The sequence below is a fragment of the Pseudomonas sp. Fl4BN1 genome (genome assembly GCF_009908285.1).
GTDB lineage: Bacteria > Pseudomonadota > Gammaproteobacteria > Pseudomonadales > Pseudomonadaceae > Aquipseudomonas.
This window is the reverse complement of the sequence record NZ_JAAARM010000002.1, coordinates 51,226-64,404: the sequence shown is the minus strand read 5'-3', so window position 1 is coordinate 64,404 and position 13,179 is coordinate 51,226. Positions and strand designations below refer to the sequence as shown.

Below are 13,179 nucleotides of genomic sequence, written 5' to 3'. Positions count from 1 at the left end.
AAGAACAACAACTTCGACGATGCACTTTGAGGACAACAACAATGATTATCTACGGTGTGGCATTGCTGGCGATCTGTACGCTGGCGGGCGTGATTGTCGGTGACATGCTCGGTGTGTTACTGGGCGTGAAATCCAATGTCGGCGGGGTCGGTATCGCCATGATCCTGCTGATCTGCGCCCGCTTGTGGATGCACAAGCACGGGGGCATGACCAAGGATTGCGAGATGGGCGTCGGCTTCTGGGGTGCCATGTACATTCCGGTGGTGGTGGCCATGGCTGCCCAGCAGAACGTGGTGACGGCGCTGCACGGCGGGCCGGTGGCGGTGCTGGCGGCGATAGGCTCGGTGCTGCTCTGTGGTTGCACCATTGCCCTGATCAGCCGGACCCACAAGGGCGAACCTCTGCCGGCCGAGCCGGCTGCGCAAGTGACACCGGCGGGAGGGCGCTGAGATGTGGGATCTGATCGAGAAAGGTCTGGAGCACAACGGTCTGGTCACCGCCTTCGCTTTCGTCGGGGTGATCATGTGGATCTCGGTGCTGTTGTCCAAGCGCCTGACGTTTGGCCGGATCCACGGTTCGGCGATCGCTATCGTCATCGGCCTGGTGCTGGCCTGGGTCGGCGGTACCTTGACCGGTGGGCAGAAGGGCCTGGCGGACCTGGCGCTGTTCTCCGGCATCGGCCTGATGGGCGGCGCCATGCTGCGCGACTTTGCTATCGTCGCCACCGCCTTTGAAGTGCAGGCCACCGAGGCGCGCAAGGCCGGGATGATCGGCGCAGTAGCCCTGCTCCTGGGGACGCTGCTGCCGTTCATGGTCGGTGCGAGCATTGCCTGGGCCTTTGGTTATCGGGATGCAGTGAGCATGACCACCATTGGCGCCGGTGCTGTGACCTACATCGTGGGTCCGGTGACCGGTGCGGCCATCGGGGCCAGTTCCGATGTGGTGGCCTTGTCGATTGCCACGGGCTTGATCAAGGCGATCCTGGTGATGGTGGGTACGCCCATGGCGGCGCGCTGGATGGGCCTGGACAATCCGCGTTCGGCGATGGTCTTCGGCGGGTTGGCCGGAACCGTCAGCGGCGTGACCGCAGGCCTGGCAGCCACCGACCGGCGGCTGGTGCCTTACGGCGCCTTGACCGCGACCTTCCACACCGGGCTGGGTTGCCTGTTGGGGCCGTCGCTGTTGTTCTTCATCGTCCGCGGCCTGGTGGGCTAGCCCGACACCTGTGTAGGAGCCGGCTTGCCGGCGAAGAGGTTCTTGAGGTCTTGCGGGCGCTTTCGCTGGCAAGCCAGCTCCTACGTGCTTTGGCGGTTGGCGTACATCCGACACTCGGCCAGCAGCGCCAGCAGGTTCGGGTCGCGCTCCTTGGCCTTGAGGAAGACCACGCCGATATGCTGCTGCAGGCGGTAGCGCGCCTGCAGCGGTATCAGTTTCACGCGGTTCTCATACACCGCCGCGATCCTTCCCGGCAGCAAGGCGTAACCCACCCCTGAGCTGACCATGCTCAGCAAGGTGAAGATATCGTTGACCTGCATCGCCACCTTGGGTTCGAAGCCCGCTTGCTTGAACACCCGCACCCCATCCTGGTGAGTGGCAAAGCCCTGGGTCAGGGTAATGAAGGTGGCGTCACGCACGTCGGCCAGGTCGACTTCGCTCTGCTGGGCGAAGGGTGAGTCGGCGGGAGTGGCGAGGAAGATGTCGTCGGAAAACAGCGGCAGTTGCTCGCAGTCCGGTTCGTTGACCCGGTCATCCAGGGAAATCAGGATGGCGTCTACTTCCATGTTCTTGAGCTTGTACAGCAGGTCGATGTTGGAGCCCAGGATCAGGTCGATGTTCAGCTCGCTGCGGCGCAGCTTCAGGCCCATGATCAACTGCGGTACGGTTTTCACCGTCAATGAGTAAAGCGCACCGAGTTTGAAACGTTCTGCCGAGAAGCCCGCGGCTTCGCGGGTCAGGCGCACGCTCTCGACCACGTCCTGGACCAGCTTCTGGGCCCGCTCCTCCAGCACGAAGGCGCTTTCCAGCGGTGTCAGGTTGCGTCCTTCATGCTTGAACAGTGGGCAGCGCAGGGCGCTTTCCAGGGAATGGATGGCCCGGTGCACGCTGACATTGCTGGTCTGCAGCTCGCTGGCGGCGCGGGCCAGATTGCCGGTACGCATGAACGCCAGAAACACTTCGAGCTTTTTCAGGGTCAACTCTTCGTCGATGAGCATGGTCCGGACTCTGGTGAGAAGGGGCTGATGATGCCCGATGAGTCGAGGACTGACCGCTGGTTTTTTGTCGGCCGCGCCCCCATAGACATATTGCGCTTTCAAGCTGCAGGCCCGAGCCTTGCGTGTTTTTTCATGTTTTCAGAGCGGACGACAGATGTATCACGGAGAAAGATTCAACGCCTGGACCCACCTGCTGGGGGCCATCGCGGCGTTTATCGGCGGCATCTGGCTGGTGGTCCTGGCCAGCCTCGATGGCAGCGCGTGGAAGATCGTCAGCGTGGCGATCTATTCTTTCACTTTGCTGGTGCTCTATAGCGTGTCCACGGTCTATCACAGCGTGCGTGGGCGGGCGAAGAGCATCATGCAGAAGGTCGATCACTTTTCGATCTACCTGCTGATTGCCGGCAGTTACACGCCGTTCTGCCTGGTGACCCTGCGTGGCCCCTGGGGCTGGACACTGTTCGGGATTGTCTGGGGGCTGGCGTTGATCGGCATCCTCCAGGAGATCAAGCCGCGTTCCGAGGCGCGGATCCTCTCCATCGTGATCTACGCGGTCATGGGCTGGATCGTGCTGGTGGCGGTGAAACCGTTGCTGGCAGCCCTGGGCCCCGCCGGGTTTGCCTGGCTGGCTTCGGGCGGAGTGTTGTACACCGTGGGCATCATCTTCTTTGCCCTCGATAGCCGTCTGCGCCATGCCCACGGCATCTGGCACCTGTTCGTGATCGCCGGCAGCCTGCTGCACTTCATCGCCATCCTGTTCTACGTCCTGTAGGAGCCGGCTTGCCGGCGAAGGGGCCCTTGGATATTTGCGCTGGGCATTCGGACGCTTTCGCTGGCAAGCCAGCTCCTACGGGGCGGGACGCTGCGGGTTGTTGTAGGAGCCGGCTTGCCGGCGAAGGGTCCCTTAGGGATTTGCGCCGTGCTTTCGGGCGCCTTCGCTGGCAAGCCAGCTCCTACGGGCGGGACGCTGCGGGTTGTTGTAGGAGCCGGCTTGCCGGCGAAGGGTCCCTTGGGGATTTGCGCTGGGCATTCGGACGCTTTCGCTGGCAAGCCAGCTCCTACGGGGCGGGATGCTGCGGGTTGTTGTAGGAGCCGGCTTGCCGGCGAAGGGGCCCTTGGAGATTGCGCCGGGCTTTCGGACGCTTTCGCTGGCAAGCCAGCTCCTACGGGGCGGGATGCTGCGGGTTGTTGTAGGAGCCGGCTTGCCGGCGAAGGGTCCCTTGGGGATTTGCGCCGGGCTTTCGGACGCTTTCGCTGGCAAGCCAGCTCCTACGGGCGGGATGCTGCGGGCTGTTGTAGGAGCCGGCTTGCCGGCGAAGGGTCCCTTGGAGATTGCGCCGTGCTTTCGGACGCTTTCGCTGGCAAGCCAGCTCCTACAAGGGGTGGTCGAGTTGGGCCTGGGCCTGGCGGGCGAAGATGTCCAGTAGGCTGGCCAGGGTGTGGGGCGGCGGTTCGGCAGCACGGGTCACGGCGTACAGGGTGATCGGCAGCGCCGGGCTCAGGGGCCGGATGGCAGTGTTGGCCGTTGAGGCGCCCAGGGCAGTGAACGGGTCGATCAGTGCCACTCCGGCGCCGGATTCCACCATGGCCCGGGCCAGGGAGTAGGTCTGCACGGCGATGCTCACCCGTGGTGGCGGCTCCACCGTCTTGAGGTAGCTGTCGAGCCTGGCCGACAGCGGATCGGCGCTGCTCAGGCCGATCAGCGGCGCATCGGCCAACTCCATCAGTGCCAGCGGTCGGCCCCGGGCTTCCTCCGGCCAATAGCCCAATGGGGCCAGGGCCACCAGCACGCCCTGGGCCAGGGCTTGTGCGTTCAACCCGGGGTGATCCGGGCGCTGCAGGGTCAGGGTCACATCGACCTCGCGCATCAGCAGGTTCTGCACCAACTCGCGGCTATGGGCGCTGGACAGTTCGCACAGGCTGTCCGGGTAACGTCGGGTCCACTCGCTGATGGCCGGTGGCAGCAAGGCCAGGGCCAGAGCCGGGGTGGCGCCGATGCGCAGGCTCTGGCCCGGAGCCCGGCGTAGGTTCTGGGCCAGGCGTCGCACCCCTTGCAGGCTCTCGCTGACCTTGTCCACTTCCCGCTCCAGTTCCAGGGCTTCCGGGGTCGGCTGCAACTTGCCCCGCACCCGCAGGAACAGCGGGAAGCCCAGCTGCAGTTCGGCGTGCTGCAGGACCTTGGTCACCGCCGGTTGCGAGACGTGCAGCAACTGCGCGGCGCCGCTGATGGAACCGGCCTGGCGGATGGCCTGGAAGATTTCGATGTGACGCAGTCGCATGGGCAGTCCATAACCTTTGTTTATGGGAGGTCCATCTTTATTCATTGTTCGATGCCTGTCACCTGCCCCTAACCTGAGGCCGTTCAACAACCGGTCAGGGGCAGTCATGAGTCAGCGGGTTTGCATCATCGGAGGCGGCGTCATCGGCTTGGCCAGTGCCTACGCCCTGGTTCGCCAGGGGTTCGAGGTGACCCTGGTGGAAGCCCAGGAGTCCCTGGGCAGCCAGACCAGCTTCGCCAATGGCGGTCAGTTGTCCTATCGCTATGTGGCGCCCCTGGCCGATGCCGGCGTGCCCTGGCAGGCCCTGGGCTGGATGCTCAAGGGTGACTCGCCGCTCAAGCTGCGACCACGCCTGGACCCGGCGCAATGGCGCTGGCTGGCGGGCTTTCTCGGGGCCTGCCGGCACTCGGTGAACCAGCGCAATGCTGCTCATCTGCTGCGCCTGGCGCTGCTTAGCCAGAGCACCTTGCAGAGCTGGCGCGAGGAGGATGGCCTGCAGGGCTTCGACTGGCGGCGCAATGGCAAGCTGGTGACCTTTCGTGAGCGTGGCAGCTTCGAGCATGCCCGGCACAACCTCGCAGACAGCCGCCAGCAGCAGGTGCTGTCGGCCGCCGAATGCGCGGCGCTGGAGCCGGCCCTGGGCGACACGCCCTTTGTCGGCGGCATCCATACCGCCGACGAGGAAGTGGCCGACTGTCATGCCTTCTGTCAGCAATTGGCGGCGCGACTGCAAGCTTCCGGGCGTTGCGAGATTCTCCTGGGCCAGCGAGTCCAGGCCATTCATCACCAAGGCGACCGGGTGCAGGCCATCGATCTGGGGGAGCGGCAGCTAGCGGTGGAGCACCTGGTGCTGGCGGCCGGTCATCGCAGCGCCGAGCTGCGCCTGCCCGGGCTCAAGTTGCCGCTGTATCCGCTCAAGGGCTACAGCCTCAGCGTGCCTATCGGCCCACAGCACCGTGCGCCGGATATCAGCATCACCGACTACAACCGCAAGATCGTCTACGCCCGGATCGGCCAGCAGTTGCGGGTGGCGGCCATGGTCGACATCGTCGGCTTCGACCCGTCCCCGGACCCTGGGCGGATGGCCCTGATGCGCCGTCAGGCGGCCGAAACCTTTGCCGGCGCAGGCGACTTTGAAGCCGCCGTGGAATGGGCCGGCATGCGTCCGGCAACCCCCAGCGGCGTGCCGCTGATCGGTGCCACCGCCTATCGCAACCTGTGGCTCAACCTCGGCCATGGCGCCCTGGGTTTTACCCTGGCCTGTGGCAGCGGCCGGTTGCTGGGCGAACTGATCGGCCAGCGTCCCACCAGTATCGACATGCAGGGCCTGACGCCCCGTGCTGCCTGAGCCTTCCCTTGCAACAGGAGCTTTTTGATGACCATCCAGCGTATCCACAGCAACAATCGCCTCAGCGGCGCCGTGACCTTTGCCGAACTGGTGTTCCTTTCTGGCCAGGTGCCGGGCTCCAGCAGCGATATCGCTGGCCAGACCCGCGAAGTCCTGGAGAAGATCGACGCCTTGCTGGCCGAGGCCGGCAGCGACAAGGACCAACTGCTCAGCGCGACGCTCTACCTCAAGGACATCCAGGCGGATTTCGCCGCCATGAACGAGGTCTGGTCGGCCTGGCTGTCCCCCGGACAGGCGCCGGCCCGCACCACCCTGCAAGCGGCCCTGGCACGTCCGCAAATCCTGGTTGAAATCAGCGTCATCGCCGTTCGCCGCTGAACCGCCTTTACCCACAACGGAGAATAACAATGCATAAGATCACGTTGCTCGGCTGCACCCTGGGGCTGTTGTTCAGTGCCACATCACAGGCCAACGAGGCGCCCCTGGACGGCACCCTGGCGAAGATCGCCAACAGCGCGAGTATTACCTTGGGTTATCGCGATGCCTCGGTGCCGTTCTCCTATGTGGGTGACAACAGCGGCCAGCCCATGGGGTATTCGGTGGAATTGGCGAACAAGGTGGTGGAGCGCATCCAGCAGCAGTTGCAACTGCCCAAGCTGGCGCTGAAGTACAACCTGGTGACCTCCCAGACCCGCATTCCCCTGGTGCAGAACGGTACCGTGGACCTGGAGTGCGGCTCGACCGGGGTCACCGCCGAGCGGCAGAAGCAGGTGGCGTTCTCCTACGGTTTCATCTACGTCAAAGGCCAGTTGCTGACCGCCAAGGACAGCGGGATCAAGAGCTTCGCCGACCTGCGGGGCAAGAACGTGGTGACCACCGCGGGCACCACCAACGAGCGCTTTCTCAAGAACTATAACGTCGAGCACAAGATCGACATGTTCGTGATCAGCGCCAAGGATCACGGCGAGGCTTTCCAGATGCTGCAGTCGGGGCGTGCGGCGGCCTTCTACATGGATGACGCGCTGCTCTACGGTGAGCGGGCCAAGGCCCGCGACCCGCATAACTGGGTAGTGGTGGGAGAGGAGCAGTCGCGGGAGATCTACAGCTGCATGGTGCGCAAGGATGACCCGCAATTCCTGGCCCTGGTCAATGCGACCCTGGCGGACCTGTATCGCTCTGGAGAAATCAACGGCATCTATCAGCGCTGGTTCGAACAGCCGATTCCACCCAAGGGCCTGAACCTGGAGTTCCCGATGACCAGCGAGTTGAAAGCGATCATCGCCCAGCCCACCAGCGACCCGGTGCAATGACCGGCTGTCGCGCCTCCGCTTGTAGGAGCCGGCTTGCCGGCGAAGGGGCTTTTGAGGCAGGCGCCTGTCTTGCGCCTGTTCGCTGGCAAGCCAGCTCCTACGCGGGGATGAAAGGGGTTAGAAGTCACCCCAGAGCTGCTGGGCCACGGCCAGGGCCACCACCGGGGCGGTTTCGGTACGCAGCACCCGCGGCCCCAGGCGCGCCGGGAGGAAACCGGCACTGTGGGACTGTTCCACTTCGGCGTCGCTCAGGCCGCCTTCAGGGCCAATGAGGAACGCCAGGCTGGCAGGCTTGGCATGACTTTCCAGGGGCTGGGCCACCGGATGCAGGACCAGCTTGAGGTCGGCCTGGCTCTGGTTGATCCAATCCGCCAGCAACGCGGGTGGGTGAATCACCGGCACCTGTGAGCGACCGCATTGTTCGCAGGCGCTGATGGCCACCTGGCGCCAGTGCAGCAGGCGTTTGTCGGCGCGCTCGTCCTTGAGGCGCACTTCACAGCGCTCGCTGAAGATTGGGGTGATTTCGCTGACCCCAAGCTCCGTGGCTTTCTGGATCGCCCAGTCCATGCGTTCGCCCCGGGACAGGCCCTGGCCCAGGTGAATCTGCAGCGGCGATGGCGCCTGGCCGGCGAAGCTTTCGTCCAGTCGTACCCGCACCCGCTTCTTGCCTACTTCCACCAGCGTGCCGCGAAACTCCAGGCCCGAACCGTCGAATACCTGCAGGCCATCACCTTCGGCCATGCGCAGCACGCGGCCGATGTAGTGGGCCTGGGTTTCCGGCAGTTCGTGTTCGCCGAGGCTCAAGGGGGCGTCGATAAAGAAACGGGACAATCTCATCTGGGTTCTCTGTGTTGTAGGAGCCGGCTTGCCGGCGATAAACCATAACGCGCTGTGCCGGGCAGGGCCCTTCGCTGGCAAGCCAGCTCCTGGCGTGGAGGCAGGAGCTGGGTGAGGGGCTTAACCCGGATCGCGAAACCCCGGGTGGAAGTCCTTGGGCACGGCGACACTGACCTGGTCACGGGTGGCGATGTCGATGCCTTCGCTGGCGACTTCAGCAAGGAAGTCGATCTGCTCCGGGGTGATGACGTAGGGCGGCAGGAAATACACCACGCTGCCCAGGGGGCGCAACAGGGCGCCGCGTTCCAGGGCATGCTGGAAGACTTTCAGGCCACGGCGTTGCTGCCACGGATAGGCGGTCTTGCTGGCCTTGTCCTGGACCATCTCGATGGCCAGGACCATGCCGGTCTGGCGCACTTCCGAGACATGGGGATGATCCACCAGGTGCGCAGTGGCGCTGGCCATGCGCTGGGACAGGGCGCGGTTGTTCTCAATGACGTTGTCCTGCTCGAAGATGTCCAGGGTCGCCAGGGCCGCCGCACAGGCCAGCGGGTTGCCGGTGTAGCTGTGGGAGTGGAGAAAGGCCCGCAGGGTCGGATAGTCGTCGTAGAAGGCGCTGTAGACATCATCGGTGGTCATGCACGCGGCCAGGGGCAGGTAGCCGCCGGTCAGGGCCTTGGACAGGCACAGGAAGTCCGGACGGATACCGGCCTGCTCGCAGGCGAACATGGTCCCGGTACGGCCAAAGCCCACAGCAATCTCGTCATGGATCAGGTGCACGCCATAGCGGTCGCAGGCTTCGCGCAACAGCTTGAGGTACACCGGGTGGTACATGCGCATGCCGCCGGCGCCCTGGATCAGCGGCTCGACGATGACCGCCGCCACCGTCTCGTGGTGTTCGGCCAGGGTCTGCTCCATGGCTGCGAACATGTTCCGCGAGTGTTCTTCCCAGCTCATGCCTTCGGGGCGCAGGTAGCAGTCCGGGCTCGGTACCTTGAGGGTGTCCAGCAGCAGGGCCTTGTAGGTCTCGGTGAACAGCGGCACGTCGCCCACCGACATGGCGGCGATGGTCTCGCCGTGGTAGCTGTTGCTCAGGGTGACAAAGCGCTTCTTGTTTGGCTGGTCGCGGTTGATCCAGTAGTGGAAGCTCATCTTCATCGCCACTTCGATACACGACGAACCGTTGTCGGCGTAGAAGCAGCGGGTCAGGCCTTCTGGGGTGATCTTTACCAGGCGCTCCGACAACTCGATCACCGGCTGGTGGCTGAAGCCGGCGAGAATCACATGCTCCAGCTGGTCTACCTGGTCCTTGATGCGCTGGTTGATGCGCGGGTTGGCGTGGCCGAACACATTGACCCACCAGGAGCTGATCGCGTCCAGGTAACGTTTGCCTTCGAAGTCTTCCAGCCAGACACCTTCACCACGTTTGATCGGGATCAAAGGCAGTTGTTCGTGGTCTTTCATCTGGGTGCAGGGATGCCACAATACCGCGAGGTCGCGTTGCATCCACTGGTTATTCAGGCCCATGTACAGTCTCCTGGAGGCAGCTCGCTAAAGGCGCGGGCGAACAATCGGGCAAGCCTATGCAATGCATGGCCGCGGGACAACCTATTGTGCGAGGTGGCGTCAAAGGTGCAGCACGCTCTGTGCAAAGACGCAGTCGAAGTGCCCCAGGGCACTGTGCAAGGCAGCGGTCGGCCATGGGTAAAGAGGGCCTTAATCTTTTCTTAACTCGCTCGGTCCAGACTATTGATCGTATTTCTCGATATTTCAAAGCAAAAAATTCCGCTTTAATTCGATAGGTAAATCGCTAGTCTTGATCAGCGTTTCTTACAGGATGCAACTGATGCAGTTACGTAATTCTTCTTCGCGCTATGGCTGGGTAAGCATTGTTCTGCACTGGGGTGTGGCCTTGGCGGTCTTCGGACTGTTCGCTCTGGGCCTGTGGATGGTCGGTCTCGACTACTACAGCACCTGGCGCAAAGATGCGCCGGACCTGCACAAGAGCATTGGCCTGACGCTGTTTGCGATCATGCTGCTGCGGGTGTTGTGGCGTTTTGTCAGCCCAACACCACCGGCACCGGCCAATCATGGGCCTCTGACCCGCCTGGGGGCCAAGTTGGGACACGCGTTCCTGTACCTTGGCCTGTTTGCGGCGATGATTGCCGGCTACCTGATTTCCACCGCAGACGGCGTGGGTATCCCGGTGTTTGGCTTGTTTGAAGTTCCTGCCCTGGTTTCCGGACTGCCGGACCAGGCGGATGTAGCAGGTGTGGTGCATCTGTACCTGGCCTGGGCTCTGGTGATCTTTGCCGGCGTTCATGGCCTGGCCGCGCTGAAGCACCATTTTATCGATCGTGATGCGACCCTCACCCGTATGCTGGGGCGCAAAGCCTGATGTTCAACCTTGAGACAAAAGGAATAGAAAGCATGTTGAAAAAGACTCTCGCCGCGCTGGCAATCGGATCTGCTGTATTGGCGGCCGGTCAAGTGATGGCAGCGGACTACGTGATCGACAAGGAAGGCCAGCACGCCTTCGTTGACTTCAAGATCAGCCACCTGGGCTACAGCTTCATCACCGGTACCTTCAAGGACCTGGACGGCAAGTTCAGCTTCGATGCGGCCAAGCCTGAAGATGCCAAGATCGAAGTCAATGTGCGTACCGCCAGCGTGTTCACCAACCACGCCGAACGTGACAAGCACATCACCAGCAAGGACTTCCTCGACGCTGGCAAGTTTGCCGACGCCAAGTTCGTTTCCACCAGCGTCAAGCCTACCGGCAAGAACGCTGACGGCAAGCTGACTGCCGATGTGGCGGGCGATCTGACCCTGCACGGCGTGACCAAGCCGGTCGTGGTCAAGGCTACTTTCCTGGGTGAAGGCAAGGATCCATGGGGCGGCTACCGTGCCGGCTTCGAAGGCACCACCAGCTTCAATCGTCAGGATTTCGGCAAGATGATGGACCTGGGCCCAGCGTCCAACAACGTTGAGATGTACATCAGCTTTGAAGGTGTGAAAGCGAAGTAAATTTCGCTGGCAGCAACAAAACGCCGACCTCGTGTCGGCGTTTTGCATGGTGGCTGCAGGAGCCAGCTGGCTGGCGAAGGTGGTGATCTTCCACGACTCTTCGCTGGTAAGCCGGCCCCAACAAAAAACGCCCCGGGTCTTGCGACCAGGGGCGTTTTTCATTTCAGCGCAAGGACTCAGCGATTGCGGGTCAGCAACGCTGGCTTCTCGCCCCGTGGACGGCTTGGCAACTGGTCCAGTTGCTCAGGCGTGGGGAAGCGATCGGCCTTGGATTCCTTGTGCACGATCTTCGGTTGGGAGCCCCGAGTATTCTGCACCGCGGGTTCCTGGCGCTGCTGATCGTCACTGTTCGGGCGACGATTGCGTGGCTCGTCACGACGGCCTTGGCTGTCACGGGGAGCTCCGCTGCGGCCGCCACTACGCTTGGCCGGTGCGGTACCTGTGGTGCTGCCGTTGCTGTTGCGTGGGTTGCCGGAGCGCCCCTGGCCACCGCCCGTACCAGCACCGCCGCGTGGCGGATTGCTGGTGCCTGCGCCTGCGCCCTGGGCTGGAGCCCCTGGACGGCGCCCGCGGCCCTGGCTGTTCTTGTTCGGGTACGGGCTGACGTAGTCAGCGCGGTTACCGAAGTTGTCCACGTCGTCATCGAGGAACTCGTCCGGCGCCCGGTCGGCACGTGGAGTCGGCTGGCGCTGTTCGCGGGCAGGAGTACCTTCGCGAGGTTTTTGCTCGCGGGCTGGACGCTCGCCACGGGCCGGCTTGTCTTTGCCGCCCTTGTCCTTGCCTTTGTCCTTGCGACCGCCGCCACCGCCGTTCGGGCCATCGCCACGCGGGCCACGAGGATTGCGCGGGTTACGCACATCCGGGCGCTCACGTACTTCCGGCTTCTCGGCTTCCACGGTGCTGGCATCGAAGCCCATCAGGTCGCCATCGGCGATTTTCTGCTTGGTCATGCGTTCGATGCTTTTCAGCAGCTTCTCTTCGTCCGGAGCTACCAGGGAGATGGCTTCGCCCGAACGACCGGCGCGGCCAGTACGGCCGATACGGTGCACGTAGTCTTCGTCGACGTTGGGCAGTTCGAAATTGACCACGTGAGGCAATTGGTCGATATCCAGGCCGCGAGCGGCGATATCGGTGGCGACCAGAATGCGTACTTCGCCAGCCTTGAAGTCAGCCAGGGCCTTGGTGCGGGCGTTCTGGCTCTTGTTGCCGTGGATCGCCACGGCGCTCAGGCCATGCTTGTCCAGGTACTCGGCCAAGCGGTTGGCGCCGTGCTTGGTGCGGGTGAACACCAGGACCTGTTCCCAGGCGCCGGCGGTGATCAGGTGCGCCAGCAGGGCGCGCTTGTGGCTGGCCGGCAGGCGGAACACCCGCTGCTCGATACGCTCCACCGTGGTGTTCGGCGGGGTGACTTCGATGCGCTCGGGGTTGTGCAGCAGCTTGCCGGCAAGGTCCGTGATGTCCTTGGAGAAGGTCGCGGAGAACAGCAGGTTCTGGCGCTTGGCCGGCAGGCGGGCGAGGACCTTTTTCACGTCATGGACAAAGCCCATGTCGAGCATGCGGTCGGCTTCGTCGAGCACCAGGATTTCCACGTGAGACAGATCGACGCTGCCCTGGCCGGCCAGGTCCAGCAGACGGCCGGGGCACGCCACCAGCACGTCGACGCCGCGGGCCATGGCCTGGACTTGAGGGTTCATGCCGACACCGCCGAAGATGCAGGCGCTGACGAACTTCAGGTCGCGTGCGTACAGCTTGAAGCTGTCATGCACTTGCGCGGCCAGTTCGCGAGTCGGGGTCAGGACCAGTACGCGGGGTTGGCGCGGGCCGTGACGCTGGGATTTGTCCGGGTGACCGTTGGGAAACAGCCGTTCCAGGATCGGAAGGGCGAAACCGCCGGTTTTACCAGTACCTGTCTGTGCCGCGACCATCAGATCGCGACCTTGCAACACGGCGGGAATGGCCCGCTGTTGCACCGGAGTAGGCTGGGTATAGCCGGCGGCTTCGATGGCGCCGACTAAAGCCTCGGAGAGACCGAGGGAAGCAAAGGACATGAGTAATCCTGTTTTAGTGAGGGCTTGGCCCAAAGGGATAATCTTGCCGGGCGTGAATGGCGTTTAAGAGGACGCAATCCCGTCCGGTCCTGCTGGCCTGAAGGGTCATTCACCGGT

Annotated in this window: 13 protein-coding genes; 8 read left to right on the top strand and 5 right to left on the bottom strand. The window is 63.4% G+C overall.

Annotated elements, in window-relative coordinates; genetic code table 11:
• Positions 1–41 precede the first annotated feature (41 nt).
• Positions 42–449: a malonate transporter subunit MadL gene (gene madL, locus GV818_RS02490; RefSeq protein ID WP_161775752.1), complete on the top strand. Its 408-nt coding sequence runs from the start codon at positions 42–44 to the stop codon at positions 447–449.
• Between the two features lies 1 nt (position 450).
• A complete protein-coding gene (gene madM, locus GV818_RS02485; protein ID WP_161758597.1) occupies positions 451–1,215 on the top strand; it encodes a malonate transporter subunit MadM in 765 nt (254 codons plus the stop codon).
• 80 nt (positions 1,216–1,295) lie between these two features.
• On the opposite strand, the gene GV818_RS02480 is transcribed toward madM, so the two are convergent.
• Complete coding sequence (locus GV818_RS02480) at positions 1,296–2,213, bottom strand: LysR family transcriptional regulator (protein WP_161775751.1); 918 nt, start codon at positions 2,211–2,213, stop codon at positions 1,296–1,298.
• A gap of 154 nt (positions 2,214–2,367) precedes the next feature.
• On the opposite strand from GV818_RS02480, the gene trhA reads away from it, so the two are divergent.
• On the top strand, positions 2,368–2,985 hold the full coding sequence (gene trhA, locus GV818_RS02475; protein WP_161775750.1) for a PAQR family membrane homeostasis protein TrhA: 618 nt from the start codon (positions 2,368–2,370) through the stop codon (positions 2,983–2,985).
• A 601-nt stretch (positions 2,986–3,586) separates the two neighbouring features.
• Here trhA and GV818_RS02470 read toward each other — a convergent pair.
• Positions 3,587–4,492 (bottom strand): LysR family transcriptional regulator, encoded by a 906-nt coding sequence (locus GV818_RS02470; RefSeq protein ID WP_161775749.1) that lies wholly within the window; start codon positions 4,490–4,492, stop codon positions 3,587–3,589.
• A gap of 106 nt (positions 4,493–4,598) precedes the next feature.
• Here GV818_RS02470 and GV818_RS02465 point away from each other — a divergent pair, with 106 nt between their 5' ends.
• From GV818_RS02465 to GV818_RS02455, 3 genes are read left to right on the top strand one after another with little or no spacing between them, the layout of a single operon-like run.
• Positions 4,599–5,840, top strand: coding sequence for a D-amino acid dehydrogenase (locus tag GV818_RS02465; protein WP_161775748.1), 1,242 nt, complete (start codon positions 4,599–4,601; stop codon positions 5,838–5,840).
• 27 nt (positions 5,841–5,867) lie between these two features.
• On the top strand, positions 5,868–6,218 hold the full coding sequence (locus GV818_RS02460) for a RidA family protein (RefSeq protein ID WP_161758592.1): 351 nt from the start codon (positions 5,868–5,870) through the stop codon (positions 6,216–6,218).
• A 29-nt stretch (positions 6,219–6,247) separates the two neighbouring features.
• Positions 6,248–7,150 carry a transporter substrate-binding domain-containing protein gene (locus GV818_RS02455; RefSeq protein ID WP_161758591.1) on the top strand — a complete coding sequence of 301 codons (903 nt, stop codon included), beginning with the start codon at positions 6,248–6,250 and terminating at the stop codon, positions 7,148–7,150.
• A 117-nt stretch (positions 7,151–7,267) separates the two neighbouring features.
• On the opposite strand, the gene GV818_RS02450 is transcribed toward GV818_RS02455, so the two are convergent.
• Together GV818_RS02450 and GV818_RS02445 are read right to left on the bottom strand one after the other, a co-directional pair.
• Positions 7,268–7,987, bottom strand: a complete 720-nt coding sequence (locus GV818_RS02450) for a 16S rRNA (uracil(1498)-N(3))-methyltransferase (RefSeq protein ID WP_161758590.1) — start codon at positions 7,985–7,987, stop codon at positions 7,268–7,270.
• 120 nt (positions 7,988–8,107) lie between these two features.
• Positions 8,108–9,514, bottom strand: coding sequence for an adenosylmethionine--8-amino-7-oxononanoate transaminase (locus tag GV818_RS02445; protein ID WP_161775747.1), 1,407 nt, complete (start codon positions 9,512–9,514; stop codon positions 8,108–8,110).
• A 319-nt stretch (positions 9,515–9,833) separates the two neighbouring features.
• Here GV818_RS02445 and GV818_RS02440 point away from each other — a divergent pair, with 319 nt between their 5' ends.
• Positions 9,834–10,385, top strand: coding sequence for a cytochrome b (locus GV818_RS02440; protein WP_161758588.1), 552 nt, complete (start codon positions 9,834–9,836; stop codon positions 10,383–10,385).
• A 32-nt stretch (positions 10,386–10,417) separates the two neighbouring features.
• A complete protein-coding gene (locus GV818_RS02435) occupies positions 10,418–11,014 on the top strand; it encodes a YceI family protein (protein ID WP_161758587.1) in 597 nt (198 codons plus the stop codon).
• A 176-nt stretch (positions 11,015–11,190) separates the two neighbouring features.
• On the opposite strand, the gene GV818_RS02430 is transcribed toward GV818_RS02435, so the two are convergent.
• Positions 11,191–13,062 (bottom strand): DEAD/DEAH box helicase, encoded by a 1,872-nt coding sequence (locus tag GV818_RS02430; RefSeq protein ID WP_161758586.1) that lies wholly within the window; start codon positions 13,060–13,062, stop codon positions 11,191–11,193.
• Positions 13,063–13,179 lie beyond the last annotated feature (117 nt).